The organism is Rhizobium sp. USDA 3886 (assembly GCF_056279785.1).
On sequence record NZ_JBWCDC010000001.1, the window covers coordinates 2,448,749 to 2,473,506 of the forward strand.

A 24,758-nucleotide genomic window follows, 5' to 3' on the forward strand; every position below is an offset into this window, starting at 1 on the left:
GCCTCACCTTTCGAGATTGAGGCGGATCGCGACCGATCGCGCATGGGCATCGAGGCCTTCGGAAACCGCAAGCGCGATCGCCGCTGGACCGAGGTCGCGCAGCTGCTGCGGGCCGAGCCTAAGGATCGAGGTGCGCTTGACGAAATCGAGCACGGAAAGGCCGGAGGAGAAGCGGGCAGAGCGCGCCGTCGGCAGGACGTGGTTCGAGCCACCGACGTAATCGCCGATCACTTCCGGCGTATGGGCGCCGACGAAGATCGCGCCGGCATTGCGGATTCCAGCGAGCAGGGCATCCGGATCAGCCAGGGCAAGCTCCAGATGCTCGGCGGCGATGCGGTTGGCGAGTGGGATGGCGTCCTTCAGGTCCTTCACCAAGATGACCGCACCGAAATCCCGCCAGCTGCGGGCGGCGGTTTCCGCGCGGTTCAAGGTCTTCAACTGGCGCTCCACCGCGGCTTCGACGGCCTTGCCGAATTCGGCGTTGTCGGTGACGAGGATCGCTTGCGCGCTGGCGTCATGTTCGGCCTGAGCCAGAAGATCGGCCGCGATCCAGTCCGGATTGTTGTCCTTGTCGGCGATCACCAGTACTTCGGACGGACCGGCGATCATGTCGATGCCGACCGTGCCGAAGACGTGCCGCTTGGCGGCTGCAACATAGGCGTTGCCCGGGCCGGTGATCTTTGCGACCGGCGCGATCGTCTCCGTGCCGTAGGCAAGCGCGGCAATAGCCTGCGCGCCGCCGATACGATAGATTTCCGAAACGCCGGCAAGCTTGGCCGCGGCGAGCACCGCCTGATTGACCGTTCCGCCGGTAGCAGGGACCGCGATGACGATGCGCTCGACGCCGGCAACCTTTGCCGGCACCGCATTCATCAGCACCGAACTCGGATAGCTTGCCGTGCCGCCCGGCACGTAGAGGCCGACCGCCTCGATCGCCGTCCAGCGCGAGCCAAGCTCGACGCCCATAGCATCCTCGTAGATATCGTCCTTCGGCAACTGGCGGCGGTGATGCGATTCGATGCGGACGGCCGCAACCTTCAGCGCGCCCAGCACTTCGGCAGGCACGGCTTCCACTGCGGCATCGATTTCCGCTTCGCTCACACGCATCGGCACATTGGCAAAATCGATGCTGTCGAATTTCTTCGAGTATTCGGCAAGCGCTGCGTCGCCGCGGGCGCGCACGTCGTCGATGATGGCGCGAACCACCACATTCACGTCTTCCGAAACTTCACGCTTGGTTGTCAGAAATGCGGCAAAGCGCTGCTCGAAACCGTCCGATGCCTGATCCAGCCAGATTGCCAACGCAGATATTCCTTCTCAATTCGACACGGGAAGTCTTCAGGCGCCGGGGTGGCGCGGCTTGGAGGTGGTTTCCCATGCTCCACCGATATCCGCAAGCAGCACTTCGATGCATTCGACATCGAGGAGGATCTCGGCTGCGCCGGCAAGCGTCAGCTCGATCGTCCCCTCCGGCCCCTCGCCTTTCTGCTCGAAGCCGATGGACAGCAGGGACAGCACCTCGTCGCGCCGCTTGCGGTCGATCCCAGCGGAGCGGACGGCCAGAACCCGCTTGAGGACCAATGCCGCCCGATGGCGCTCGAAGCCCTTGCGTTTATTGAGGGCATCTTCCCAGACAAAGCGGTTGGCGGCTATCGAAAACTGCCCGCTGCGCGGCGACCATGTCATGTCGCCGACCTTGAAGACGCTGTCCTGCATATGGGCGGAGACCACCGCGAGGTCTTCACTATCGAGCGCAAGAAGCTTCAGATCTGTCATGCAGGCAAAACCCCTGGTTCTATCGCGCACCGCCGGGATGGCGATGCGTCAGACAAGGGAAATAGGATGCTGCGGCGGAATGCGCAACCGGGATTAAGGGCGTAGAGACGCCCCTTCCCTATTCGCTGACGCGCTCGACGATCGCGCCGCAGCGGGTGAGCTTTTCTTCCAGCCGCTCGAAGCCGCGATCGAGGTGATAGACGCGCGAGACCATCGTCTCGCCTTCGGCGGCAAGACCGGCGATTACCAGCGAGACGGAGGCGCGAAGATCGGTGGCCATCACCGGTGCGCCCTTCAGCCGCGGCACGCCCTCGATCTTCGCCGTCTGTCCGGAAAGCGAGATCTTCGCGCCGAGGCGGGCAAGCTCCTGCACATGCATGAAGCGGTTTTCGAAGATGGTCTCCGTCACGTGCGAAATACCGGAGGAGCGTGTCATGAGCGCCATGAACTGCGCCTGCAGGTCCGTCGGGAAGCCCGGGAAGGGATCGGTCACGATGTCGACCGGCCTGATGCCCGCGCCGTTGCGCCTGACGCGCACACCGTTGTTGGTCGACGAAATTTCCGCGCCGGCGCGGCGGAGCGTCTCGAATGCCGTTTCAAGCAGAGCCGCATCGGTGTTTTCCAGAACGACGTCGCCGCCCGTCATGGCAACGGCCATGGCGTAGGTGCCGGTCTCGATGCGGTCCGGCAGAACGCGGTGGCGCGCGCCGGAAAGCGACTGCACGCCTTCGATGGTGATCGTCGAGGTGCCGTGGCCGGAAATTTTCGCGCCCATGGCGTTCAGGCAGTTGGCGAGGTCCACAACTTCCGGTTCGCGGGCGGCATTGCCGATGACCGTGGTGCCGCGGGCAAGGGTCGCAGCCATCATCATCACATGGGTCGCGCCGACGGAAACCTTCGGGAAGGTATAGCGCGTGCCGATCAGGCCGCCGTTCGGCGCCGTCGCGTTGATATAGCCGCTGTCGATTTCGAGATTTGCTCCGAGCGCCTTGAGTCCTTCGAGGAAAAGGTCCACCGGACGCGTGCCGATGGCGCAACCGCCAGGCAGAGACACGCGGCAGTGGCCTTCGCGCGCCAGAAGCGGACCGATGACCCAGAAGGAAGCGCGCATCTTCGAGACCAGCTCATAGGACGCGGTCGTATCGACGATGGTGCGGCAGGTGAAATGGATCGTGCGCGCATAGGAGTCTTCCTGGCGCTCGCGGCGACCATTGACAGCAACGTCGACGCCGTGATTGCCGAGAATGCGCATCAGCAGTTCGACATCAGCCAAGTGCGGCACGTTTTCGAGCGTCAGCGTATCGCTGGTCAAAAGCGAGGCGATCATCAGCGGCAGGGCGGCATTCTTGGCGCCGGAAATCGGAATGATGCCATTGAGCTCATTACCGCCGACAATTCTGATACGATCCATATGGACTTACGGGCTGTGCCCGCCTTTCTGAAAGTTCTGCCTTTAAAAGGGATGGGGGTCTTTAGACGAATTCCGGGCACGCTTCAATTCGCCGTGGACCGAACATTATGATTCGTCCATTTTTGCGGCAGGAAGGCCATTCGTCTCGTCTGCTTGCCCCGAACGGCGCGCGCGCGTCTGCTGTTTGCGGCGAGTGAGATTTTCACGGAGCTTTTCGGCAGCGCGCTCGCGGCGCCGTTTCGCCTGCTCTTCGATCACGGCCTTGCGGCCCTTTGTGGCATTTTCCGTCTTGTCGTCCATGTTTGATGTTTAGCGGATTCCGCCTCCCGCAAAAAGGGCCGTCGCCTTAATACATGCGAAGTTGGAATTTGCGGCTTGCGCTTGTCAAGAAGCTGTGGCAATAGGCCCCCCGTTCACGCATCGCAGCCGTCCGGCTCATGCGTCCTGGTCCTGCTGCCGTAGCTCAGTGGTAGAGCACACCCTTGGTAAGGGTGAGGTCGGTGGTTCAATCCCACTCGGCAGCACCAGTTTTTCCCGGAAAAAAGTTCTTCGCGATCCGTCCCATGATAACGCGTGGTCATACCTGAGGCCCTTGCTCAACTCCTTGTGATCGAACCCTGCCCCGCGGACTGCGGTTCTATGATTAGGCAATCACGGAGGACGCTCTCATGTTTATTCGTCTCATCGCGGGTTCGATCGTGGCGGCTGCCGTCGCAACCACTGCCTTCGCACAAACGACCGGCACCCAAGGAGGGTCGGGCAGCGGAACCACGATAGCTCCCAATCTCAATGATACCGGCTCGGGCACGACAACACGCACGAATCCCGGCATCTCCAACAGCACGATCAATCCCGGTGCCGTCGATCTGAACAGGAGCGGCAGCACGGTCAACCCAGGCGGCGTCAACCCTGCAATCCCGTCACCGTCGACGACATGCACGAATTCAGCGGCAGAGCAGGATAGTGCGGCAACAGGGACCTCCGGGCTCGGTTGCCCGCCTCTTCCTCGATAAGGACTGGCGAGACGCCAATCTGGCTGCAGGGCGCGCTGATTGCAAAAACGAGCGGTCATCCGATAAACGTGATCCGCTCGCCAGCGCCATTTTGTCATCAAATTCAGTCCGGTTTCACGCCTCCACGCCCGTCGCGATCAAACCCGATTGCCGACAATAAATAACCAGCTAATATAACCCATGTGTGCACAGCCCTTGCGAGGGGAACGCAACGGGCTGGATGTGCGTTTTGGCGTAAACACCGGAGGAATACGCCTATGGCAACGGAAAGATGGGACAATCCAGTCAAGGTCGGGTTCGAAAACGCCGATGCGCGAACTGTGAACGGCCCGTTCGATGCATTGAAATGCCTCACCGATCTTTGGCCCGCAACGCGCGGGCTTCGCTATCTCAAGGCCCGCAGCGCCTGCCGCGCGGCACTGGATGGACGCAAGACCGCCGAGGAAGCCCGCGCCGAGTTTCTGGCAGCGGCGGAAGAAGCCAAGCTGAAGCTGCACTGACGAGCGCGACAGGCGCTTGCGGCATCAACCGGAACATTCTTCTCCGTGCCGTTACGGCACGGCCAACTATTTTCATTAACTGTTGAACCAGGATAGGCTGGAAACCCATTTTAAAGCGGTTGCGCGTCTGCGGCCGCCGCCAATAGAACGCCGCAGCCATCATGATGATGGTTAGAGGCTCGTTCCCTCTGCTCCAAGCAGGCGAGCCTCGTCCGAGCGCGATCACGCAAACACCCCATGGCTGTTTTTGCTTTTCAGCAGCCACTGTCGTTTTCCATTTCGACATAGCCGACGCCGATGATGGTGCCGTCCGGGGCACGGATGAAGGATGGCAGATAATGCGCTTCGGCCGGAGTACAGCCGGGCGCGGCCGTATATTCATTGAGTGCAATCTGATCCTGCGGCAGCGCAGAATAATAATTGATACCGATTTCGAGCGCAGCGGACGCAGATGTGGCAAATGCGGCAGATGCAGCAAGAACGGCGCCGCCGCCCAGATGGAATATCATCCTCATAACAGTCTCCAGCGTTGAAATTCAGACGATCAAACACGTGAGATGCAGTTTTTGTTCCAGTTTTTTTCTTGCACATTTTCGCAAGAATCTTTCGGAACTTTTCTCGCTAGAGAAAGTTTAATTAAATTAGTCCGGAATCACGTTATTCAAAGTAGAAATTGCTATGAGAACACTGATGCTTGTCATTATTGCAGCGATGGTCGCGTCGATTCTCAGTATCCTGGTGATCAAACCTTTCGACAAGGGCGCGGGAAAAGACGACACGCCGGCGGCGACCATCCAGCAGCCGGAACCGAACTGACGGTCACCGCCGCAGCAGCCGGCTTTTGACATAGCCTTTGCCTACGATGTCCTCTGCAATCTCCGCAGCGCGATCCTCGTCGCCTTTCCGACGGACGAAGCCTTCCAGAACGACATAGCGGCCGAGAACCACAACCGTGATTTCGCCGGCGTCCAAGTCGTAGGCCGCGCGGAGGGCGCTTTCCACCGACGCTTTCGTGGCTGAACTGCTATGCCCCTCATTGCAGCAACTCTCATATTCCTTCCAGGTTTCGAGCCGAAGTACCACGGCCGCTGCCTCCACCACAGGATCATGCCGTTAACGCTCCAACCCGGCTTTTCGTTGCGTGCCCGGGGTAGCTCATTGGGAAACAAGCATTATCTTGGAACTGCCCTTGGCGTGCACTGGCAGGTTGCCCATATGCGATGGATCGGTAGCCGAGGGTGGTTCAATGAAAGTGATCATTTCTGCTTTTCTCGCGGCGGTTCTGCTCTGCGCTTGCACGTCCTCCGGCACATCGGAGCCCACGCCCATTCCTGGCAGCCTGACCCATGGCGGGCAGCCGCGAACGAAACTGGCCAAATCGCCCATCGGCAGCGCCGTCTACAACAATTTCAACGATTCAAGCGGCAACCGGGTCGAGGAAACATATATCCTTCAGCCGGATCGCAGTCTCAAGCTCATGCGGCAGCAAGTCATGTCAATCCACTGAAGCGCGCTTGACAGGAATCATTATCGAGAACATTCAAGGAACACCTAATCTGTCCGTGCCGTAACGGCGCGCGGACACCAACGGACGGCTGGATGTATCTCGAAAAGCTCAATCCACAGCAGCGCATGGCGGTCGAACACGGCACGCTTGCCGGCGGCAGCCATGTCGCCGGCCCGCTGCTCGTCATCGCCGGCGCGGGTTCCGGCAAGACCAACACGCTGGCGCACCGCGTCGCCCATCTGATCGTCAAAGGCGCCGACCCGCGCCGCATCCTGCTGATGACTTTCTCCCGCCGGGCGGCCGGCGAGATGGCGCGCCGCGTCGAGCGCATTTGCACTCAGGTCCTCGGCAGCAATTCCGGCATCATGGCCGATGCGCTGGCCTGGAGCGGCACCTTTCACGGGATCGGCGCGCGGCTGCTTCGCGACTATGCCGAGCAGATCGGCGTCGACTCCGCCTTCACCATCCACGACCGCGAAGACAGCGCGGACCTGATGAACCTCGTTCGTCACGAGCTCGGCTTCTCGAAGATGGAAAGCCGCTTCCCGACCAAGGGGACCTGTCTTGCGATCTATTCCCGGGCCGTGAATTCGGAAACGGAATTGTCTCTGATCCTGCGTGACGCCTTCCCCTGGTGCGCCGCATGGGAAAAACAGCTCCGCGAACTTTTCGCCGCCTATGTCGGGGCCAAACAGAACCAGAACGTCCTCGATTACGACGACTTGCTGCTCTACTGGTCGCAAATGGTTGCCGAACCAATGATCGCCGAGGATATCGGCGGCCGCTTCGATCATGTGCTCGTCGACGAATATCAGGATACGAACCGGCTGCAGGCCTCGATCCTGCTTGCTTTGAAGCCTGAGGGACAGGGGCTGACCGTCGTCGGCGACGATGCGCAGTCGATCTATTCCTTCCGCGCGGCCACAGTCCGCAACATCCTCGATTTCCCGGCCTTGTTCACCCCGGCAGCCAGCATCGTGACGCTCGACCGGAATTACCGGTCGACGCAACCTATTCTCGCCGCGGCCAATGCCGTCATCGATCTCGCCTCGGAACGTTTCACGAAGAACCTCTGGACAGAGCGGCAATCCGGCGAACGCCCGCGCCTCGTCACCGTGCGCGACGAGGCCGACCAGGCCCGGTATGTCGCCGACAAGGTGTTGGAGAACCGCGAAGAGGGCACGCGGCTGAAAAGCCAGGCCGTGCTCTTCCGCGCCTCGCACCATAGCGGCGCGCTGGAAATCGAACTCACGCGCCGCAACATTCCCTTCGTGAAATTCGGCGGCCTGAAATTCCTCGATAGCGCGCATGTCAAGGATATGCTGGCCGCGCTCCGCTTCGCTCTCAATCCGCGCGACCGGGTTGCCGGCTTCCGGCTGATGCAGATCCTGCCGGGCGTCGGGCCTTCGACGGCCCAGCGGGCGCTCGACCAGATGGCGGAGGACCCAAACCCATTGCAGGCGCTCGCAGCCATGTCCGCTCCGCCGCGCGCCGGCGAGGATTGGGTCTCGTTCGTTTCGGTCATGCAGGAGCTGAAGACGGGGAAAGCCGGCTGGCCCGCCGAAATCGGTCTGGTCCGGGAATGGTATCAGCCGCATCTCGAGCGGCTGCACGAGGACGCCGCAACGCGTCAGGCCGACCTCCTGCAACTCGAGCAGATCGCCGGCGGCTATCCCTCGCGCGAGCGCTTCCTGACCGAACTGACGCTCGATCCTCCTGACGCGACCAGCGACCAGGCGGGCGTGCCGCTGCTTGACGAGGACTACCTGATCCTTTCGACTATCCATTCCGCCAAGGGCCAGGAGTGGACCAAGGTCTTCATGCTGAACGTCGTCGACGGCTGCATTCCGTCGGACCTCGGCGTCGGCACCAGCGCGGAAATAGAGGAGGAGCGGCGCCTGCTCTATGTCGCGATGACGCGCGCCAGGGACAATCTCGATCTCGTCGTCCCGCAGCGTTTCTTCACGCACGGGCAAAACGCGCAGGGTGACCGGCACGTCTATGCCTCGCGCACCCGCTTCATCCCGGCGACGCTGCTGCAGTTTTTTGAAGTCTGCGGCTGGCCGCAGGGCAAAAGCGAGAACGCATCCGCGCAGCAGGCGCGCCAGATTCGAATTGATGTCGGCGCTCGCATGCGCGGCATGTGGCGCTAGAGGGCAAGAGGGCTACTGGGCGGTTTGAGGAACGGCGCGATCACCTCTTCATTCACCGCCTCGATGGTCGCGGGCAACCATTTTGGATTTCGATCCTTGTCGATCACCGCCGCACGCACGCCTTCATAAAAATCCGCGGACTTCAATGTTTGCAGGCCAGCACCTAGCTCGCGGTTCAGGCATTCGGCGAGGCTTGCGCTTCGCCGCCCCTCCCTCAGCAGACGCAGGGTCAATTTTAGGCTCGTTGGCGAACGCGTCTGCAGGGTCTTCCGTGTCTTGGCGGCGAATTCGCCTTTGTCAGCGGCAAGCGCTTCCAGAATCTCTTCGACGCGATCGAAACAGAAGGCATGGTCGATCGACGGACGAATGGCCTGCAAGCGGCTTTCGCCCGGCTTGCCGGAAAGATGTTTCAGCAGCGCATCACAAGCTACCGGCGACGAGCCGGCCGGCATCCGCGCCAACGCATCGATGACATCTGGCAGCCGCGACGACGGGATCTCAAAATCGGCAAGGCCGGCATAGATGGCGTCGGCCGCATTCAGCTCCTGCCCGGTCAATCCTGCCCAGGTTCCCGTTTCGCCGGGCATGCGCGGCAGCAGCCAGGTCGCTCCGACGTCCGGGAAATAGCCGATGCCGGTCTCCGGCATCGCAAGCCTCGTCCGCTCTGTCACGATGCGGTGCTGCCCGTGCGCGGAAAGGCCGACGCCGCCGCCCATGGTGATGCCGTCCATCAGTGCGATATAGGGTTTGGCGTAGTTTGCGATGCGGTGATTGAGTGTGAACTCCTCGCGCCAGAACGTCTCGGCTACGTCGGTATTCGAACGCCCGCTTTCATGCAGAACGCGAATATCCCCACCGGCGCAGAAGCCGCGATCACCCTCGCCGGTCACCACCACACTTGTGATACCGTCATCCTCCGCGAACTCGTCAAGCGCGGTCTCGATCATGCGCACCATGTCGAGTGTCAGGCTGTTCAGAGCTCGCGGCCGGTTGAGCCGGATGATGCCCGCCGTGCCGCGCCGTTCGATAATGACTTCGCGCTCGTGATTGTTCTGCATGTCCACGGTCCGCCCTCGATTGACCCTCCTATCAATAAACAGGCGGGCCGCTTCATTCCAGTGGACTTTGCATCAACAAAGACCAGTCAGAAGGATGCGGCGGCAAGCGCGCGGCGCATTTCGTGCAGATCCTCGACCCGACGCGTGATCAATTCCAGTTCCCAATCCAGCGCGCTACGGACGATCGTCTCCAGTGAGTCGTATTTCGGCGTCCACTCCAGCATGCGATGCGCCAAGCTAGCGTCGGCGACGACGCTTGCGGCATCGCCCGGACGGCGGGGCGCCATATGGATCTTGAACGCGTGACCATGCAGGCGCGTCACCATGTTCAGCACATCCAGCACCGAATAGCCCGAACCATAGCCGCAATTCGCCACCAGCGATCCTTTACCCCTTCGCAGATGCTGCAGCGCCTTGAGGTGGGCCTCAGCGAGATCGGTGACATGGATATAGTCGCGCACGCCGGTGCCGTCATGCGTCGGGTAGTCGATGCCGTAGACATGCACGCTGTCTCGCCTGCCGAGTGCGGCCTCGCAGGCGACCTTGATGAGATGCGTCGCACCGCTGGTCGATTGTCCGGCTCGCCCGTGCGGATCGGCACCCGCGACGTTGAAATAGCGCAGCGTCACATAGTCGAAATCATAGGCCGCAGCAGCGTCGCGCAGCATGAATTCGGTCATCAACTTCGATTGGCCATAGGGGTTTTCCGGATTGAGCGGCGCGGTTTCCTTCACCGGCTCGGAACCCTTCTGCGGACCGTAGACCGCCGCCGTCGATGAGAAGACGAGGTGGCGCACCCCGGCAGCGATCGCCGCGCTCATCAGCGCACGCGTCTTGCCGGAATTGTTGTCGTAATAGGAAAGCGGATCGGCAACCGAGGCCGGAACGACCGCGGAACCTGCGAAATGGATGATCGCCTCGATATCGTTCTCGATGAAGATCGTCTTCAAAACCTCGGCATCGGCGACATCTCCTAGGTAGAAGCGCGCCGCTGGCGCGACCGCCCAGCGAAAGCCGGTGGAAAGGCGATCAAGGACGACGACGTTCTCGCCTGCATCGAGCAGTGCCCAGACCATGTGGCTGCCGATGTAGCCGGCACCGCCCGTCACCAAAATTGACATATCCCCGCCCCCTTTTTCTATCGGACGGGGGTATCTGACGCGGTTATTCCTTTCAGATTTTCTTATCGAGCGCCCGTTCTGGCACCTTTGGACCGGTAAGTTTGATGCTGTGGTTAGGGGCTGATTTCCACCTTTGCTACAATTTTAGCGAACTATCGTTTCGGGCATCAAAAAGGCCCGACAGCGAGGCCGGGCCTTGGTGGTCAGAGCTTCAGAATGTAATCGCAGAGCTTGTCGGCTGCTGCCTTGACCTGCTGCGGATCGCGCAGGAAGCAGGCTCGCAGGAAGAGTTCGCCGCCTGCGCCGAAGGCGGTACCGGGCGCCAGGCCAACGCCTGTTTTGTCGACGATATCCAACGCCGCCTTGCGGCTGTCGGTGACGCCGTCGATCTTCAGGAAGGCGTAAAGCGCACCGTCCGGCTTCAACGTCTCGACGCGGTTTGTGGCCATTAGCGCATCACAAAGAATGTCGCGGGAAAGTGCCGCTTTCCGGACATTGGCCTCGACGAACCCGTCGCCTTCGTTGAGGGCTGCGACCGCACCTTTCTGCATGAATTGCGCAACGCCCGAGGTCGAATACTGGATCAGGTTTTCAAGCACCTGCCCCGTTTCCGGCGGCGCTACGATCCAGCCGACGCGCCAGCCGGTCATCGACCAATTCTTCGAGAACGAATTGACGAACATGATCTTGTCGTCCGGCGACATGACGTCGAGGAAAGAAGGTGCCCGCCCGCCGGCATAGAAATAGCGGGCGTAAATCTCGTCCGCCATGATCCAGAGATCGTGCTTGCGGGCGAGTTCGAGGATGTCTGCGAGGTCTTTTCTTGTCGCGGTCCAGCCTGTCGGGTTGGATGGCGTGTTAACGAAAAGCGCTCTTGTTTTCGGCGTGATCGCCGCATCGATACTGTTGAGATCGACCGCCCATTTGCCACCTTCGAACTGTAGCTGGACGCCGACCGAACGGGCTCCGGCAATTTCAAGTGCGGCGGCGATATTCGGCCAGGCGGGCGTCAGATAGACCAGCTCGTCTCCCGGCGAGGTCAGCGCCTGCACAGCGATCTGGATCGCCTGCATGCCCGATCCGGTCACATAGAAATGCTCCATCGGCAGCGTGACGCCGAAATGCCGGGCGTAGTAATTTGATAGCGCCTGACGAAGCTCCGGAATGCCGCGCTGCCACGTGTAGAAGGTCTCGCCCTCTGCCAACGCATCCATTGCCGCCGTGCTGATGAAGTCCGGCGTCGGAAGATCGCCCTCGCCGACCCAGAGCGGCAGCAGGCCGTCGCGGCCACGGGCATAATTGACGACTTCGACGATCCCGCTTTCTGGCGCCGAAACGGCGCGCGGGCTGAGGCTATTCATAATCGACATGAAGATCTCCGGTTTTCGCCTTCATAAAGCAAAACCGGGGACGAATCCCATGAGAATGCGTGATGCGGTATCGATTTTCGTTATGAATGAGCCCTGTTAAATACAGGGCTCCGAACCCGATCAAACTGCCGGGCGCCTGGCCAGCAGATCGCGGATTTCCGTCAGGAGCGCGACATCAGCCGGCGGCGGTGCCTCTTCCGCTGCCTTTTGCTCGTTGCGCTCGACCTGTTTGCGCAGCAAGTTCACGCCCTTGATCATCAGGAAGATGATCCAGGCAAGGATCAGGAAATTGATGATCACGGTGATGAAATTGCCATAGGCGAAGACGGCGCCCTGCGCACGGGCGGCGGCAAGCGTCGGCGCGTTGACCGCAGATGAAAGTCCAACGAAGTAGTTGGAAAAATCGAACCCGCCGAAAAGGGCACCGACGATCGGCATGATGATATCGTCGACCAGCGATTTGACGATGCCGCCGAAAGCACCGCCAATGATGACGCCGACGGCAAGGTCCATGACGTTGCCTCGGGCGATAAAGGCCTTGAACTCATTGAGCATCCGATCTGTCTCCCTCTGATGTACCCTGACGATAGTCCGTTGTTTTTATTAGCTACATCTCTTGATTGATTATTCAATTGCAAAATTGAAACAGCCGGGGGTCTTCCCGCATCTTGGACTTAATGCCTAGATCATCGCAATTTCCAAGTCAGACGATTTCCCTTAGTCTTGATGTCTTCTGGGAGAACCGGCGGATCGTGCGCCGGTGGAGGGTCAATGCTGCCAGGCTGGGTCATCATCGCTTTTGCCTTCGGCTACCTGCTGCTGCTGTTCGCGGTCGCAAGCTATGGCGACCGTAGAAGCCAGAAGCTGGGCATACCAGACGGCGGCTGGCCGGTCGTCTATGCGCTCAGCCTTGCGATCTACTGCACTTCCTGGACCTATTTCGGCAGCGTCGGGCTTGCCTCTCAGCGCGGCCTGGAATTTGCCGGCATCTATATCGGCCCGATCCTCGTCTTCACGCTCGGCATGCCGGTGCTGCGCCGGATCATCGAGCTTGCAAAGGCCGAAAAGCTTACCTCCGTCGCGGATTTCATCGCCGCCCGCTACGGAAAGAATCCGACGGTCGCGACGACGGTGGCGCTGATCTCGCTGGTCGGCACAATCCCCTATATCGCACTACAGCTGAAGGCGATCAGCAGCACCGTGACCGCAATCGTCAATCCGTCGGATTACGGCATCGGCAGCGGCAATCTCTACTTCCTCGACCTGCCGCTGATCGCGACCTTGGTGCTTGCCTGTTTCGCCGTCATGTTCGGCACGCGGCATACCGATGCGACCGAGCACCAGGACGGCCTGATCCTCGCCGTTTCGATGGAATCTCTCGTCAAGCTCGTCGCCTTCCTGACCGCCGGTGTCTGCGTCGTCTGGTTCCTGTTCGACGGGCCTGCCGACCTTTGGCGGAAAAGCGTGGACAACGAGTTGGTCAACGCAACCCTTGACTTCCGGACGCCGGTCAGCCGCTGGATCACGCTGATCGTGCTGTCGGCCTTTGCGATCATCTTATTGCCGCGCCAATTTCACGTCACCGTCGTTGAAAACCGCTCGGCGAAGCAGCTGCGGCTCGCGGGCTATCTCTTTCCGATCTATCTCGTCGCCATCAATCTCTTCGTACTTCCGGTGGCAATCGGCGGCCTGCTGATCTTTGGCGGCGCGGGCAACGCCGATTTTTACGTACTGTCGCTGCCCATTGCCGGCCAGATGTGGCTGGTTTCGCTGATTACCTTCATTGGCGGTTTTTCGGCAGCGACAGCGATGGTCATCGTCGATTCCGTCGCGCTTTCGATCATGGTGTCGAACGACATTATCATGCCGATCTTCCTGCGCCGGAAGCTCGCCGGACGTGCCGGCCAGCGCGACAACTTTGCGAAGAGCCTCCTCAACATCCGCCGCAGCGCGATCTTCGCTGTGCTTCTGCTCGGCTACGCCTATTACCGCTCGACTGACAGCACGGCGGGTCTCGCCTCGATCGGCCTCCTGTCCTTCGCCGCGATCGCCCAGATCGCGCCTGCGCTTTTCGGCGGCCTTATCTGGCGGCGGGCGAACGCGCGCGGCGCCATCCTTGGCCTCACGTCCGGCTTCGTTATCTGGTTCTACCTGCTTTTCCTGCCTTCGCTCGGCGGGCCGGATTATTCCTATGTCGCCACCGCCTTCCTCAGCTTCATCTTCCCGGGCACGGCGCTCTTTGCGTCGGTGAACGCCGATCCGCTGGTCAACGCCACGGCGATGAGCCTGCTCATCAATACCGGCTTCTTCATCATCGGCTCGATGACGCGCAACGCCCGTCCACTGGAGCGCATCCAGGCGGGCATCTTCGTGAAGCGGCAGTCGCGCTCGCAATTTGCGACCCGCGGATGGAAGACCCGCATCAGCGTCGGTGATCTGAAAACGGCAATCTCGCGCTATCTCGGCGAAGAGCGCATGCAGCGGTCGCTTGCGACATACGAACAGAATTCCGGCCGCAGGCTGGAGGACGACCAGCCGGCCGACATGGCGCTCATCCACTTCACCGAACAATTGCTCGGCAGCGCCATCGGTTCTTCCTCCGCGCGGCTGGTGCTTTCGCTAATCCTGCAGAAGACGGAGGACGCGTCCGCCGATACGGCTTGGCTGCTCGACCAGGCAAGCGAAGCGCTGCAATACAATCAGGACATGCTGCAGACGGCGCTTTCGCAGATGGACCAGGGCATTGCCGTCTTCGACAGCTCCAATCAGCTGACGATCTGGAACCGTCGCTTCCGCCAGCTTCTCGACCTGCCGGAAGATGTCGGCCGTGTCGGCTTTCCGCTTTCGGAGATCGTGGCGATCTTGAGCCAGCGCGGCGACATCCCGGCCGCCGAACTCAGCCAAACCGTCCGGCATTTTCTGACGCTCGACAAACCCTTCTCCCTCGTTCTCGGTGGCGGTGAGAGGATTATCGAAGTGCGGTCCAACGCCATGCCGGACAAGGGCATCGTTGCGACCTTTACCGACATTACCCAGCGCGTGGCGGCCGACCAGGCACTGAAGCAGGCAAACGAAACGCTAGAGCAGCGCGTCGCCCAGCGAACGGCGGAACTGACGCGTGTCAACCGCGAACTTGGCGAGGCGAGGGCGGCCGCCGATGAGGCGAACATCGGCAAGACCCGTTTCTTTGCCGCTGCCGGCCACGACATCTTGCAGCCGCTGAATGCGGCGCGGCTTTATTCCTCCGCGCTCGTCGAGCGTATCGCGCAGTCCGAAAACGGTCCGATCGTGCGCAATATCGATTCCGCGCTGGAATCGGTCGAGACCATCCTGGGCGCCGTTCTCGATATCTCGAGGCTCGACACCGGCGCCATGCGGCCGCGGCTGACATCCGTGCCGCTTGCCGGCCTGCTCGCACGCATCGAGACCGATTTCGCGCCGGTTGCCCGGGCGAAGAAACTGAAGCTTGTCATCATGCCGACATCGCTAAAGGTCCGCTCCGACCCCAACCTGCTGCGGCGCCTCGTGCAGAACCTCGTTTCCAACGCCATCAAATATACGTTGACCGGCAAGGTGCTCGTTGGGGCCCGGCGGCGGGGCAACCAGGTGGTGATCCAGGTGATGGATTCGGGCATCGGCATTCCGCCTTCGAAATTCCGCACCGTGTTCAAGGAATTCGCGCGGCTCGACGAAGGCGCGAAGACGGCCTCCGGCCTCGGGCTCGGCCTTTCGATCGTCGACCGCATCGCCCGCGTCCTCAACCATCCAGTCGAGCTGCATTCGACTCATGGCAAGGGCACGGATTTCCGCATCGTCATGCCGCTCGATGTTTCGAAAGTGAGCGAGACCTCTCCTTCCCACGCACCGGCCGATCGTGTTCCGCAGCCGCTCAAGGGGCTCAGGATCCTCTGCATCGACAACGAAGCGAAGATCCTCGAAGGCATGCGTCTCCTGATTTCCGGCTGGGGCTGCGAGGTGGAGGCCATCCACTCCCTTGCCGCGGCTTCGACCTTCGGCACGCGTCAACCCGCGCCCGATCTCATCATCGCGGACTATCATCTCGGCGACGGAACCGGGATTTCCGCGATCCTGAATTTGCGGGAGCGCTTCGAGACCGATCTTCCGGCGCTGCTGGTGACCGCCGACCGGACGCCGGAGGTCAGGGTGGAGGCGGAGCGCCATGGCATCGCCATCCAGCACAAGCCGGTGCGCCCGGCGGCGCTTCGCGCCTTCATCACGCAGATTTCCGGGCTGAAGCGTGCCGCGGCGGAGTGATCTCCATGACGCCGTTCACCAAGTCGCGGACGCGGTCGGTCGAGGGCGCGTTGCCGAAGAGAATTCGATACATGATCGGCGAAACGACACGGTCCATGACGGCGTCGACCTCCGGAAAACTCTCGCCGCGAGACGCGGCGCGCGCGGCGATCATTTTGATCTGCTGCATCGTATAGCCGCAGCACTGGTAAGCGCCGGTGCCGCCCTGTGCGGCGAGCACGTCGCGGATCATCTCACGGCCCGGGCCTGACGACATTTCCTCGGAATATTGCTCCGCCCAGGTCTGCAGGTCCTGCTGCGCGCTGCCGGTGTCGATCGGCTCCATATCCGGACGCAAGCGCTCAACGGCGACGTCGGCCAGCAATTCCTGCAGGTCGCCCCAGCGGCGATAAATCGTGGAGGGCGTCACGCCGGCTTCCACAGCGATCAGTGGGACGGTCACCTCCGCACGATCCATCTTCGAAAGCAGGGACCGCACGGCTTTATGGACCGACGCCTGGACCCTTGCGCTCCTGCCGCCCGGACGCGGGCCTTCCTTTCCTGCCATGCCTTCAACCCACGTTTTCCACCCGGCGCTTATGGTTCAAAAACTTTGATAGTACCATTAACGCAAATAATTTGCTTTTAACGCGGCATCCCCTACATCAGGCAAACGCAACGATTTAGCTTTAAGGGGTATATAGATGTTCTCGGTCAGCAAATCCAGAGAGACTGCCGCTTCCCCGAAAAACCCGATCGCCTTCCATGCCGTGACGCTCGCCACCTTCTTCGGCGCGTCGGCAGCGCCGACGCCGCTTTACCGGATTTACGAAGAGAGCTTTGCGGTTTCGCCGGTGCTGATCACGGTGATCTTCGCGGTCTATGCCTTCGCGCTTCTGGCGGCGCTGCTGATTGCCGGGTCGATCTCCGATCATCTCGGCCGCAAGCCGGTGATCTTCGGCGCGCTCACCATGGAGATCGCGGCAATGGTACTGTTTACGGTAGCAAGCGGACCGGGCTGGCTGATCGCGGCGCGGATCGTGCAGGGGCTTGCGACCGGCATTGCGGGCGCCTCGATCGGGGCGGCACTTGTCGACATCGACCGGGTAAAAGGCCAGCTCGTCAATTCGATCGCGCCACTTTCCGGCATGGCGGTCGGCGCGGTCGGCACCAGTGCGCTCATCCAGTACGGCCCCTTCCCGCTGCATTTCGTCTACGGCCTGCTGCTTGCCGCCTTCGTGGTCCAGGCGCTGGCAATCTGGCTGACGGCGGAAACCGGCGGCACCCGGCCGGGCGTCATCGGCTCACTGAAACCCCGTATCGCGATCCCGGCGCAGGCGAAGCGGCCACTGGCACTCGTTACGCCGATCAATATCGCCAACTGGACGCTCGGCGGTTTCTACCTCTCGCTCGTGCCTTCCCTCGTGGTCTCGACGACCGGCAACCGGGCGCCGCTGACGGGCGGAGCGGTGGTGACGGCATTGATGCTTTCGGGGGCGGCCGCCGTCTTCCTGCGCCGGGCCAAAAGCCCGCGGGCGAACCTCACCTTCGGCGTTTCGGCGACAACGCTCGGCATGTTGACGGTCGTCGCCGGCGTGCATCTGACGAACGTGCCGGTGCTGATCCTCGGCACGCTTTTCACCGGCATGGGCTTTGGCACGAACTTCCTTGGCTCGGTCGGAACCATCCTGCCGCTTGCCAAGCCCGACGAGCGCGCCGGACTGCTTTCGGCCTTCTACATCCAGAGCTACCTCGCCTTCAGCCTGCCCGCAATTCTCGCTGGCTTCCTGGCAAAATCGCTCGGTTACGCGCCGACGACCGATATCTATGCGACGGCGATCATTCTGGTCAGCTTCGCCGGGCTGATGGCCGTGCGCGCCGAACGGGCAAAGACTGCGGTGGCCTGAGCCCTGCGCTTCATGCGCCGTTTTCCTCATTCTCCGCATCGCGCAGACGGCTCCCTCCGATCAGCGCATGGCGGCGCAGGTGCTCCTCATAATGCTCCGGCCCGTTGAGCAGGATGTCGTGACGCTCGTCGTTGTTATGGGCGCAGGGCGGGCGCTGTCGCGGATATCCACCCTGCCCTGCGGCCGGAGCTCGCCGAGGCCGGCCTTCGCGCGGCGGCACCGCGGCAGGCGGCAATCACGCCAGTAGCCCAGTAAACTCGTGAAACGGCGGGTGTTGACCAATGACACTTCGCCCCGAATTTCAAACGGCAGATCGTAGAATTCATCCTCGGGGAGCACGCCGTAACGCGCGATCAGCTCCGCTTCCTCTTCCCGCACCGGAAGAGCGCGCATGACAAAGGCGAAAAATGACGGAAATCTTTTGTAAGCGATTGATTTTTGGTGGGGTCGAAAATTTTTTCATGCGCGGTGGGGAAAGTGGGAGGTTGATTCGCTGCAAGGCGATTTCCCTATCGCATAGGCACGATGCAGAACTGGTTGCCTTCCGGGTCCTTCATGACGGTATAGCCTGCTTCCTTTCGCTGGACCCTGCCGCCAAGCGCGATGATGCGTTCGATCATGGCCGGAACATCATCGACGGCGATGTCCAAATGGACCCGGTTATTGCTGTAATCGCGCAGCGGGACGCGCTGGAAGCAGAGCGACGGGCCAGGGCCATCCACCATCACCGTCGGATCCGTCTCCGCCGTAAAGCCAAGCTTCGCCAGCCGGCTGATTTCGGCCTCGTCATAGGGGCGGATTTGATAGCCATCGAGGAGGGCCGCCCAGAAGGCGGCAAGGCGCGAGGGGGTTTCGGATTCGAAAACGATTTCAGCGATGGTGGCCATGGAAGGTCTCCCGAAGGTGGTGCGGGAGATTTTATGAGGAGCGGCGTGTGATGCAACGGCAATAAAGGCGGGAGGACTGCAGCCGGCTTGCGGAAGCACAGAAATGCGATCCATCAAGCTTTGCGTGCGACGACGGCCGACGCGGTCATTTCACTACTCGAGATTTCCGGCAGCCCTTCAGTGGCCCGAGAACACCAGGGTCTGCACGGGGAGGAGCATCGCCTGCATCCGCAAGATCATGGCGTGCACCAGCCCGACGGCGTCGACAACATGCAGGAACAGCCATCGCATCGTGCCGATATTCTCGTCGGCGAGCGCCTCGTGATTGCTCGTGTAGGCGTTGGCGATGCAACTGCTCCCCGGCGGAATGTCATCAAGTTCTCCAGGAAAGAGCGGCTGCAGAAAGACGGTCAGGGTTCCCGGACGCGCCATTTGCTGGACATCGATAAGTTGATCCGTCGGACGTAACTGTCCAGCCGCGATCACATCCTGAACGTCAGTCACCACCAGTGGAATGATGGTAAACGGCTTTCCGATGCAGGTTGCTTCGGCGATCATTCCAGGCTTCATCACCTGCGCTTCGATCTGCCCGAAACCGGCGATCAAGGTGCCTCGCCCTGCTTCCGCAGGAACGAGAATGCCGGCCGGACGCAGCATCGCGTTGACGACATCGCCCGGACGCAGCGTGAACTGCTGCACGGTGCCCGCAACGCCGGCCCGAACGAGGGTCTTGTCCAGTTCCACCTGGGCCTGCGCCTGCGCAGCTTCGGCGCTTGCCTTTTGCGCCGGCAACAGGACATTGATCTTGGCTTCGAGAGTCTGCTTGTTGGCAAGCACCGCACTCACCGCACCCTTGCGGCTTTCGACGGTGTTTTCCAGACGGACGACCTCTCTTCGGGCGACGGCATCGTTCCTCAACAGCTGGGACTTCATCTCGTATTCGTCCACCGCCACCTGAAGGGCGCCCTCGGCCTCCTGGATCTGGCCGTCTGCAGCGGCCAGTTCGGTTTGAGCCACCGCGGTTTCCGCTTCGACTTCCGCGATCTTTCGACGTGCCGTCTCCAGCGCGGCTTTCTGCAGCGAGTCGTCTAGGCGGAACAGCGGTGCACCGGCGGCCACCTTCTCGTTGACGCCGACATAGACTTCGTCGACGCGTCCGACCGCTTCCGGCAGGATCGTCACCGTGCGGAATATCGCCGTGACATTCTTGGTCGAGGGATGGAAATAGAAGATCATGGTGATCAGCGAAATGGTGAGGATCAGGCAGGCGGAAATACCCCAGCGCAGTTCGTACCACACGCTGTAAAGCGTAATTTCGCGACCGATCCGCTTTCCCTGAACATAACGCCGATAAAGATAATCGGGGAAGATGGTGAGCATAGAGCAGAGCATCAACTCGAACATGGATCAGACACCCTCTCCGTGCACACCGGTCTTCGACTTCACCTCGGCCGGCTCCACCGGCTCTTCGGTTATCAATGCGGGATCGCCGCTTGTTACTGGATCACGGCCGGCAAGCTTTGCCAGCGATTGCGCGATCGAGTAGAGCGGCGTACTAAAGTCCGGGATGCGGACAAAGGCCAGCAGCAGGCCGGCAATCCAATAGAGATGGTTGTGCGTGAAGAGCGAGATCAGCACCAGGACCGCCACGACTTCCATCTGCACCTTGTTGGTGCGATGCGCCATGCGTTCCGGAACGGCATGGAGCTGGAAGTAGAGGTTGCCGATCACGAGAACGGCAACAATCAGAAAAATGGCAACGCCATTGAAGAGATAATCGGCTTGCCCTGGCTCTGTAATAAAGCCTGGCACGTGATCAACCGCGGCCGGATGCATCGATTGCGCCATTTACATTCCCCCTCCCAGCTGGAGAATCATGATGACTTCAGCAATACAAGCAGAATGAGCAGAAAACTCTATATATTTTCACAGAATCGCAGGCTTTGATTTTTCTGACACCAAGTCCGGTAAATTTGTTGGCTTCAAGTTCCCCGCATGATGAATTTACCGTCCAGAATGCCATACAATTCTGCGTATGCTTCTCACTATATCATACGAAGGCGACCGCCTGCCATAACTTGGATGACACGGGCTCTTGCAGGTGGAGGCTGAAAGAAGCGGCTCAAGCCGCCTCTTTCTCCTTCGCATAGGGGTCAAACCGCCCGTAGAATGTCTCGCCCTTCGCCGCCATATCCTTCAAGAGCGCCGTCGGCTTAAAATGTAATCCGTAAGCTGTAGCTAACGTTTCGCAGAGCTCCACGAAGGTCTTCGCGCCCATGCCGTCGATGTAGCTCAGCGCGCCGCCGGTATAGGGGGCAAAGCCGAAGCCGAGGATGGAGCCGACGTCGGCTTCGCGGGGGTCGGTGACGATGCCCTCTTCCACGGTGCGGGCAGCCTCGAGAGCGATGGTGACCAGGAAGCGCTGCTTCAGGGTGTTGATGTCGATCTTGTCCGCATCCTTCTGCGGGTAGAAGGTCTTGAGGTCGGGCCAGAGCGACTTCTTGGCGGGCTTCGGCGGGTAATCGTAGAAGCCCTTGGAATTCTTGCGGCCGAAGCGGCCTTCCTTTTCGACCATGCGGGAGACGAGCTCCATGTGGCGGGGGTCGACGGCTTGGTCGCCCAGGTCCGCCACCGTGGCGTTGAGGATCTTCAGCGACAGGTCGATGGCGACCTCGTCATTCAGCGCCAGCGGGCCGACCGGCATGCCGGCCATCTTGGCGGCGTTCTCGATCATCGCCGGCGGCACGCCTTCGATCAGCATGTCGTAGCTTTCGGCCATGTAGCGCAGCACGCAGCGATTGACGAAGAAGCCGCGGGTGTCGTTGACGACGATCGGCGTCTTCCTGATGGCTGCGACGTAATCCAGCGCTACCGCGAGCGCCTTGTCGCCGGTTTCCTTGCCGAGGATGACTTCCGTCAGCATCATCTTTTCGACGGGGGAGAAGAAGTGGATGCCGATGAAATCGGCTGGGCGCTTGGAATTCTTCGCCAGGCCGGTGATCGGCAGGGTCGAGGTGTTGGAGGCGAAGATCGCGCCTTCGGGCAGCACTTCCTCGACGGCCTCGATGACGTCCTTCTTGACCTCGCGATCTTCGAAGACCGCTTCGATGACGAGATCGGCGTCCTTGAGATCGGCGTAATCGACGGAGGGCGTGATGCGGGCGAGGATGGCGGCGCCCTCCTCCTGCGTAAGACGTCCCTTACCGATAGAGTCCTTCACCAGCCCTTCGCCGGTCGTCTTGCCCTTGTTGGCCGCATCCATATCGCGATCGATCAGGGTGACGTCGATGCCGGCTGCGGCCGTGACATAGGCGATCGAGGCGCCCATGAAGCCGGCGCCGACGACGCCGACTTTCTTCAGCTCGGTCTTGGGCACGCCTGCCGGGCGGCGGGCGCCCTTGCCGAGTTCCTGCATGGAGATGAAGAGGGAGCGGATCATCGAGAAGGCTTCGGTGGTCTGCAGCACCTGCGTGAAATAGCGCTGTTCGATCTTCAGCGCCGTATCGAAGGGCACCTGCAGGCCTTCATAGACGCATTTGAGAATGGCGAGCGCGCCGGGATAATTGCCGGCGGTCTCCCGGCGGAGGATCGCGGGTGCGGCGGGCCAGAGCTGGGCGGCCGCCGGAGTCCAGATGCCGCCGCCAGGCGCCTTGAAACCCTTCTCATCCCAGGGGGCCACGGGTTTCAACCCGTCCTTGATCATCTGTTTGGCGGCGGCGATCAGCTGATCCGGCTCGACCACCTGATGCACGAGGTTCATCGCCTTGGCGCGGGAGGCCGAGAGCGACTGACCGGTCGTCATCATCTGCAGCGCCGACTGGGCATCAGCAAGGCGCGCGACGCGCTGCGTGCCGCCGGCTCCCGGGAAGATTCCGACCTTGACCTCGGGGAGCGCGATCTTGACCGACTTGGCATTGGACGCGACGCGACCATGGCAGGCGAGCGACATTTCCAGGGCGCCGCCCATGCAGGTGCCGTTGATCGCCGAGACCCAAGGCTTGCCGCAGGTTTCGAGCTTGCGGAAGAGGCCGGTCATGCGGCCGACGAGATCGAAGAGTTTTTGCGCAGCTGTCTCAGGGTTTGCTGCCTTTTCCTGTTGGTAGAGCGTGAACATCGACTTGATCATCGAGAGGTCCGCACCGCCGGAGAAGGTGGATTTGCCGGAGGTGATGACGACGCCCTTGATGGCGGTATCGGCCACGGTCGCGTCGACGATGGCGTTCAGCTCGTCCATCACCTCTTCGGTGAAGACGTTCATGGACTTGCCGGGCATATCCCAGGTGACGAGGGCGATGCCGTCGGCGTCGGTTCTGACGGTGAAGTTCTTGTAGGTGCTCATTGGGGATTTCCTCTTCCCTAAATTTCTCAAGCTTTCAAAAGACGCCGAGTAGGTAACAACTCACGCCAATGACCAAGACGAGGAACACCAGCAGGAAGCGATTCTCGCTCCGCAGTCGCCGCGCGTGCTCCTTCGGATTGACATGGGATGCCTCGGCAGAAGCTTGTTCCATGTCCTTATCCAGATTCCGAAGCTCGAAGTGACGTTTCGTCTCGTTCTGGCTCATTGGCTCGTCTCCGCTCTGCAATCCCCTTAGACGCGTTCAATCACCGTCGCCGTGCCCATGCCGGCGCCGATGCAGAGGGTGACGAGCGCGGTGTTGAGATCGCGGCGTTCGAGCTCGTCCAGCACCGTGCCGAGGATCATCGCGCCGGTGGCGCCGAGCGGGTGACCCATGGCGATGGCGCCGCCATTGACGTTGATCTTGTCGTGATCGATGCCGAAGGCCTGCATGTAGCGCAGCACGACGGCGGCGAAGGCTTCGTTGAGCTCGAAGAGGTCGATGTCGGAAAGCTGCATGCCAGTGCGCTTCAGCAGCTTTTCGGTCACGTCGACGGGGCCGGTCAGCATGAGGGCCGGGTCGGAGCCGATATTGGCGAAGGCCCTGATGCGGCCACGGGGCTTGAGGCCCATGCTTTCACCGCCGGCCTTGGAACCGAGCAACACGGCGGCGGCGCCATCGACGATGCCCGAGGAATTGCCGGCGTGGTGGACGTAGTTGATGCGCTCGACCTCCGGATGGGCCTGGATGCCGACGGCCTCGAAGCCGCCCATCTCGCCAGGCATCTGGAAGGAGGGGTTGAGAGAGGCCAGCGCCTGCATATCGGTGCCGGGGCGCATGTGCTCGTCATGAGCGAGGATCGTCAGGCCGTTCTGGTCTTTGACCGGGATGACGGAATTCTTGAAGTAGCCCTTCTCCCAAGCGTTCGCCGCGCGCTTCTGGCTCTCGACGGCATAGGCGTCGACGTCGTCGCGGCTAAAACCGTATTTGGTGGCGATCAGATCTGCCGAGACGCCCTGCGGCATGAAATAGGCGGGGAAATTCACCGACGGGTCCATGAACCAGGCGCCGCCGGACATGCCGAGGCCGACGCGGGACATGCTTTCGACGCCGCCGGCAATGACGATGTCATCGGCCCCTTGCGAAATCTTGCCGGCCGCGAAGTTCACGGCATCGAGACCGGAGGCGCAGAAGCGGGAGATCTGGATGCCGGGGGCGTGCGTCGAATAGCCGGCCTCGAAGGCGGCGGCCTTGGGGATGACGGCGCCGGCATCCATCACCGGATCGACGCAGCCCATGATGATATCGTCGACCGTCTTGGTGTCGAGCCCGTTGCGGTCGCGGATCGCCTCCAGCGTCTTGGCCGCGAGGCGGACGGAGGGCACCTCGTGCAGCGAGCCGTCCTTCTTGCCGCGGCCGCGCGGCGTGCGGACGTGATCGTAAATGAAAACCTCGGTCATT

Annotated in this window: 25 protein-coding genes and 1 tRNA gene; 8 read left to right on the forward strand and 18 right to left on the reverse strand. The window is 61.2% G+C overall.

Translation table 11 applies throughout. From position 1 onward, the window contains the following. Nucleotides 1-3 precede the first annotated feature (3 nt). The 4 genes from hisD to ACZ9BX_RS12580 all read right to left on the reverse strand — a co-directional run bounded on the left by hisD (nucleotide 4) and on the right by ACZ9BX_RS12580 (nucleotide 3,487). A complete protein-coding gene (gene hisD, locus ACZ9BX_RS12565; RefSeq protein ID WP_476218260.1) occupies nucleotides 4-1,302 on the reverse strand; it encodes a histidinol dehydrogenase in 1,299 nt (432 codons plus the stop codon). A gap of 36 nt (nucleotides 1,303-1,338) precedes the next feature. After that, nucleotides 1,339-1,776, reverse strand: coding sequence for a DUF2948 family protein (locus ACZ9BX_RS12570; protein WP_132559097.1), 438 nt, complete (start codon nucleotides 1,774-1,776; stop codon nucleotides 1,339-1,341). A gap of 118 nt (nucleotides 1,777-1,894) precedes the next feature. After that, nucleotides 1,895-3,187 carry a UDP-N-acetylglucosamine 1-carboxyvinyltransferase gene (gene murA / locus ACZ9BX_RS12575; protein ID WP_476218263.1) on the reverse strand — a complete coding sequence of 431 codons (1,293 nt, stop codon included), beginning with the start codon at nucleotides 3,185-3,187 and terminating at the stop codon, nucleotides 1,895-1,897. Between the two features lie 105 nt (nucleotides 3,188-3,292). Next, the gene (locus tag ACZ9BX_RS12580) at nucleotides 3,293-3,487 is read right to left on the reverse strand and encodes a hypothetical protein (protein ID WP_476218265.1); all 195 of its coding nucleotides are present in this window, start codon (nucleotides 3,485-3,487) and stop codon (nucleotides 3,293-3,295) included. 152 nt (nucleotides 3,488-3,639) lie between these two features. Here ACZ9BX_RS12580 and ACZ9BX_RS12585 point away from each other — a divergent pair. From ACZ9BX_RS12585 to ACZ9BX_RS12595, 3 genes are all read left to right on the forward strand, one after another. Next, nucleotides 3,640-3,714: transfer RNA gene (locus ACZ9BX_RS12585), tRNA-Thr, on the forward strand. Between the two features lie 141 nt (nucleotides 3,715-3,855). Beyond that, nucleotides 3,856-4,200, forward strand: a complete 345-nt coding sequence (locus ACZ9BX_RS12590; RefSeq protein ID WP_027513345.1) for a hypothetical protein — start codon at nucleotides 3,856-3,858, stop codon at nucleotides 4,198-4,200. Between the two features lie 257 nt (nucleotides 4,201-4,457). Beyond that, nucleotides 4,458-4,700, forward strand: coding sequence for a DUF982 domain-containing protein (locus tag ACZ9BX_RS12595; protein WP_027513344.1), 243 nt, complete (start codon nucleotides 4,458-4,460; stop codon nucleotides 4,698-4,700). Between the two features lie 254 nt (nucleotides 4,701-4,954). Here the strand turns inward: ACZ9BX_RS12595 and ACZ9BX_RS12600 are convergent, their stop codons facing one another. Then, nucleotides 4,955-5,215: a hypothetical protein gene (locus ACZ9BX_RS12600; protein ID WP_476218268.1), complete on the reverse strand. Its 261-nt coding sequence runs from the start codon at nucleotides 5,213-5,215 to the stop codon at nucleotides 4,955-4,957. A gap of 175 nt (nucleotides 5,216-5,390) precedes the next feature. Here ACZ9BX_RS12600 and ACZ9BX_RS12605 point away from each other — a divergent pair, with 175 nt between their 5' ends. After that, nucleotides 5,391-5,516 carry a hypothetical protein gene (locus tag ACZ9BX_RS12605; protein ID WP_260307628.1) on the forward strand — a complete coding sequence of 42 codons (126 nt, stop codon included), beginning with the start codon at nucleotides 5,391-5,393 and terminating at the stop codon, nucleotides 5,514-5,516. A gap of 3 nt (nucleotides 5,517-5,519) precedes the next feature. On the opposite strand, the gene ACZ9BX_RS12610 is transcribed toward ACZ9BX_RS12605, so the two are convergent. Next, the gene (locus ACZ9BX_RS12610) at nucleotides 5,520-5,783 is read right to left on the reverse strand and encodes a BON domain-containing protein (RefSeq protein ID WP_476218271.1); all 264 of its coding nucleotides are present in this window, start codon (nucleotides 5,781-5,783) and stop codon (nucleotides 5,520-5,522) included. 163 nt (nucleotides 5,784-5,946) lie between these two features. Between ACZ9BX_RS12610 and ACZ9BX_RS12615 the strand changes: the two genes are divergently transcribed. Together ACZ9BX_RS12615 and ACZ9BX_RS12620 are read left to right on the forward strand one after the other, a co-directional pair. Then, complete coding sequence (locus tag ACZ9BX_RS12615; RefSeq protein ID WP_476219989.1) at nucleotides 5,947-6,207, forward strand: hypothetical protein; 261 nt, start codon at nucleotides 5,947-5,949, stop codon at nucleotides 6,205-6,207. A gap of 92 nt (nucleotides 6,208-6,299) precedes the next feature. Beyond that, nucleotides 6,300-8,360 (forward strand): ATP-dependent helicase, encoded by a 2,061-nt coding sequence (locus tag ACZ9BX_RS12620; RefSeq protein WP_476218272.1) that lies wholly within the window; start codon nucleotides 6,300-6,302, stop codon nucleotides 8,358-8,360. Here ACZ9BX_RS12620 and ACZ9BX_RS12625 read toward each other — a convergent pair. The 4 genes from ACZ9BX_RS12625 to mscL form a co-directional block, all read right to left on the reverse strand. Then, nucleotides 8,357-9,418, reverse strand: a complete 1,062-nt coding sequence (locus ACZ9BX_RS12625; protein WP_476218274.1) for an enoyl-CoA hydratase/isomerase family protein — start codon at nucleotides 9,416-9,418, stop codon at nucleotides 8,357-8,359. The two genes, ACZ9BX_RS12620 and ACZ9BX_RS12625, sit on opposite strands and share 4 nt — an antisense overlap. An 86-nt stretch (nucleotides 9,419-9,504) precedes the next feature. Further along, a complete protein-coding gene (galE, locus tag ACZ9BX_RS12630; protein ID WP_476218276.1) occupies nucleotides 9,505-10,539 on the reverse strand; it encodes a UDP-glucose 4-epimerase GalE in 1,035 nt (344 codons plus the stop codon). 203 nt (nucleotides 10,540-10,742) lie between these two features. Then, nucleotides 10,743-11,909, reverse strand: coding sequence for a pyridoxal phosphate-dependent aminotransferase (locus ACZ9BX_RS12635; protein WP_476218278.1), 1,167 nt, complete (start codon nucleotides 11,907-11,909; stop codon nucleotides 10,743-10,745). Nucleotides 11,910-12,029: 120 nt separating this feature from the next. Beyond that, on the reverse strand, nucleotides 12,030-12,464 hold the full coding sequence (gene mscL / locus ACZ9BX_RS12640; protein ID WP_132560146.1) for a large conductance mechanosensitive channel protein MscL: 435 nt from the start codon (nucleotides 12,462-12,464) through the stop codon (nucleotides 12,030-12,032). 216 nt (nucleotides 12,465-12,680) lie between these two features. Between mscL and ACZ9BX_RS12645 the strand changes: the two genes are divergently transcribed. Next, complete coding sequence (locus tag ACZ9BX_RS12645; RefSeq protein ID WP_476218280.1) at nucleotides 12,681-16,184, forward strand: hybrid sensor histidine kinase/response regulator; 3,504 nt, start codon at nucleotides 12,681-12,683, stop codon at nucleotides 16,182-16,184. Here ACZ9BX_RS12645 and ACZ9BX_RS12650 read toward each other — a convergent pair. Beyond that, nucleotides 16,144-16,731 (reverse strand): TetR/AcrR family transcriptional regulator, encoded by a 588-nt coding sequence (locus ACZ9BX_RS12650; RefSeq protein ID WP_476218282.1) that lies wholly within the window; start codon nucleotides 16,729-16,731, stop codon nucleotides 16,144-16,146. The genes ACZ9BX_RS12645 and ACZ9BX_RS12650 overlap by 41 nt on opposite strands. A gap of 136 nt (nucleotides 16,732-16,867) precedes the next feature. On the opposite strand from ACZ9BX_RS12650, the gene ACZ9BX_RS12655 reads away from it, so the two are divergent. Further along, nucleotides 16,868-18,070, forward strand: a complete 1,203-nt coding sequence (locus ACZ9BX_RS12655; protein ID WP_476218284.1) for an MFS transporter — start codon at nucleotides 16,868-16,870, stop codon at nucleotides 18,068-18,070. A gap of 60 nt (nucleotides 18,071-18,130) precedes the next feature. Here ACZ9BX_RS12655 and ACZ9BX_RS12660 read toward each other — a convergent pair whose 3' ends face one another. From ACZ9BX_RS12660 to ACZ9BX_RS12690, 7 genes are all read right to left on the reverse strand, one after another. Further along, nucleotides 18,131-18,463: a hypothetical protein gene (locus ACZ9BX_RS12660; RefSeq protein ID WP_476218286.1), complete on the reverse strand. Its 333-nt coding sequence runs from the start codon at nucleotides 18,461-18,463 to the stop codon at nucleotides 18,131-18,133. A gap of 116 nt (nucleotides 18,464-18,579) precedes the next feature. Next, nucleotides 18,580-18,957: a VOC family protein gene (locus ACZ9BX_RS12665; RefSeq protein ID WP_476218288.1), complete on the reverse strand. Its 378-nt coding sequence runs from the start codon at nucleotides 18,955-18,957 to the stop codon at nucleotides 18,580-18,582. Between the two features lie 177 nt (nucleotides 18,958-19,134). Next, nucleotides 19,135-20,361 (reverse strand): HlyD family secretion protein, encoded by a 1,227-nt coding sequence (locus ACZ9BX_RS12670; protein ID WP_476218290.1) that lies wholly within the window; start codon nucleotides 20,359-20,361, stop codon nucleotides 19,135-19,137. Between the two features lie 3 nt (nucleotides 20,362-20,364). Beyond that, nucleotides 20,365-20,805 (reverse strand): hypothetical protein, encoded by a 441-nt coding sequence (locus tag ACZ9BX_RS12675; protein WP_476218292.1) that lies wholly within the window; start codon nucleotides 20,803-20,805, stop codon nucleotides 20,365-20,367. Between the two features lie 274 nt (nucleotides 20,806-21,079). After that, on the reverse strand, nucleotides 21,080-23,296 hold the full coding sequence (locus ACZ9BX_RS12680) for an FAD-dependent oxidoreductase (RefSeq protein ID WP_476218294.1): 2,217 nt from the start codon (nucleotides 23,294-23,296) through the stop codon (nucleotides 21,080-21,082). Nucleotides 23,297-23,330: 34 nt separating this feature from the next. Next, on the reverse strand, nucleotides 23,331-23,522 hold the full coding sequence (locus tag ACZ9BX_RS12685) for a hypothetical protein (RefSeq protein WP_132560164.1): 192 nt from the start codon (nucleotides 23,520-23,522) through the stop codon (nucleotides 23,331-23,333). A 26-nt stretch (nucleotides 23,523-23,548) separates the two neighbouring features. After that, nucleotides 23,549-24,757: an acetyl-CoA C-acetyltransferase gene (locus ACZ9BX_RS12690; RefSeq protein ID WP_132560166.1), complete on the reverse strand. Its 1,209-nt coding sequence runs from the start codon at nucleotides 24,755-24,757 to the stop codon at nucleotides 23,549-23,551. Nucleotide 24,758 lies beyond the last annotated feature (1 nt).

Coding starts and splice junctions, on each gene's coding strand:
- ACZ9BX_RS12600 (WP_476218268.1), bottom strand. CDS start 5,215: ATGAGGATGATATTCCATCTGGGCGGCGGCGCCGTTCTTGCTGCATCT.
- ACZ9BX_RS12660 (WP_476218286.1), bottom strand. CDS start 18,463: ATGCGCGCTCTTCCGGTGCGGGAAGAGGAAGCGGAGCTGATCGCGCGT.
- ACZ9BX_RS12690 (WP_132560166.1), bottom strand. CDS start 24,757: ATGACCGAGGTTTTCATTTACGATCACGTCCGCACGCCGCGCGGCCGC.
- ACZ9BX_RS12635 (WP_476218278.1), bottom strand. CDS start 11,909: ATGTCGATTATGAATAGCCTCAGCCCGCGCGCCGTTTCGGCGCCAGAA.
- ACZ9BX_RS12650 (WP_476218282.1), bottom strand. CDS start 16,731: ATGGCAGGAAAGGAAGGCCCGCGTCCGGGCGGCAGGAGCGCAAGGGTC.
- ACZ9BX_RS12615 (WP_476219989.1), top strand. CDS start 5,947: ATGAAAGTGATCATTTCTGCTTTTCTCGCGGCGGTTCTGCTCTGCGCT.
- ACZ9BX_RS12675 (WP_476218292.1), bottom strand. CDS start 20,805: ATGGCGCAATCGATGCATCCGGCCGCGGTTGATCACGTGCCAGGCTTT.
- ACZ9BX_RS12590 (WP_027513345.1), top strand. CDS start 3,856: ATGTTTATTCGTCTCATCGCGGGTTCGATCGTGGCGGCTGCCGTCGCA.
- ACZ9BX_RS12655 (WP_476218284.1), top strand. CDS start 16,868: ATGTTCTCGGTCAGCAAATCCAGAGAGACTGCCGCTTCCCCGAAAAAC.
- mscL (WP_132560146.1), bottom strand. CDS start 12,464: ATGCTCAATGAGTTCAAGGCCTTTATCGCCCGAGGCAACGTCATGGAC.
- ACZ9BX_RS12605 (WP_260307628.1), top strand. CDS start 5,391: ATGCTTGTCATTATTGCAGCGATGGTCGCGTCGATTCTCAGTATCCTG.
- ACZ9BX_RS12670 (WP_476218290.1), bottom strand. CDS start 20,361: ATGTTCGAGTTGATGCTCTGCTCTATGCTCACCATCTTCCCCGATTAT.
- ACZ9BX_RS12620 (WP_476218272.1), top strand. CDS start 6,300: ATGTATCTCGAAAAGCTCAATCCACAGCAGCGCATGGCGGTCGAACAC.
- ACZ9BX_RS12685 (WP_132560164.1), bottom strand. CDS start 23,522: ATGAGCCAGAACGAGACGAAACGTCACTTCGAGCTTCGGAATCTGGAT.
- ACZ9BX_RS12570 (WP_132559097.1), bottom strand. CDS start 1,776: ATGACAGATCTGAAGCTTCTTGCGCTCGATAGTGAAGACCTCGCGGTG.
- ACZ9BX_RS12625 (WP_476218274.1), bottom strand. CDS start 9,418: ATGCAGAACAATCACGAGCGCGAAGTCATTATCGAACGGCGCGGCACG.
- ACZ9BX_RS12665 (WP_476218288.1), bottom strand. CDS start 18,957: ATGGCCACCATCGCTGAAATCGTTTTCGAATCCGAAACCCCCTCGCGC.
- ACZ9BX_RS12645 (WP_476218280.1), top strand. CDS start 12,681: ATGCTGCCAGGCTGGGTCATCATCGCTTTTGCCTTCGGCTACCTGCTG.
- galE (WP_476218276.1), bottom strand. CDS start 10,539: ATGTCAATTTTGGTGACGGGCGGTGCCGGCTACATCGGCAGCCACATG.
- ACZ9BX_RS12580 (WP_476218265.1), bottom strand. CDS start 3,487: ATGGACGACAAGACGGAAAATGCCACAAAGGGCCGCAAGGCCGTGATC.
- ACZ9BX_RS12680 (WP_476218294.1), bottom strand. CDS start 23,296: ATGAGCACCTACAAGAACTTCACCGTCAGAACCGACGCCGACGGCATC.
- murA (WP_476218263.1), bottom strand. CDS start 3,187: ATGGATCGTATCAGAATTGTCGGCGGTAATGAGCTCAATGGCATCATT.
- ACZ9BX_RS12595 (WP_027513344.1), top strand. CDS start 4,458: ATGGCAACGGAAAGATGGGACAATCCAGTCAAGGTCGGGTTCGAAAAC.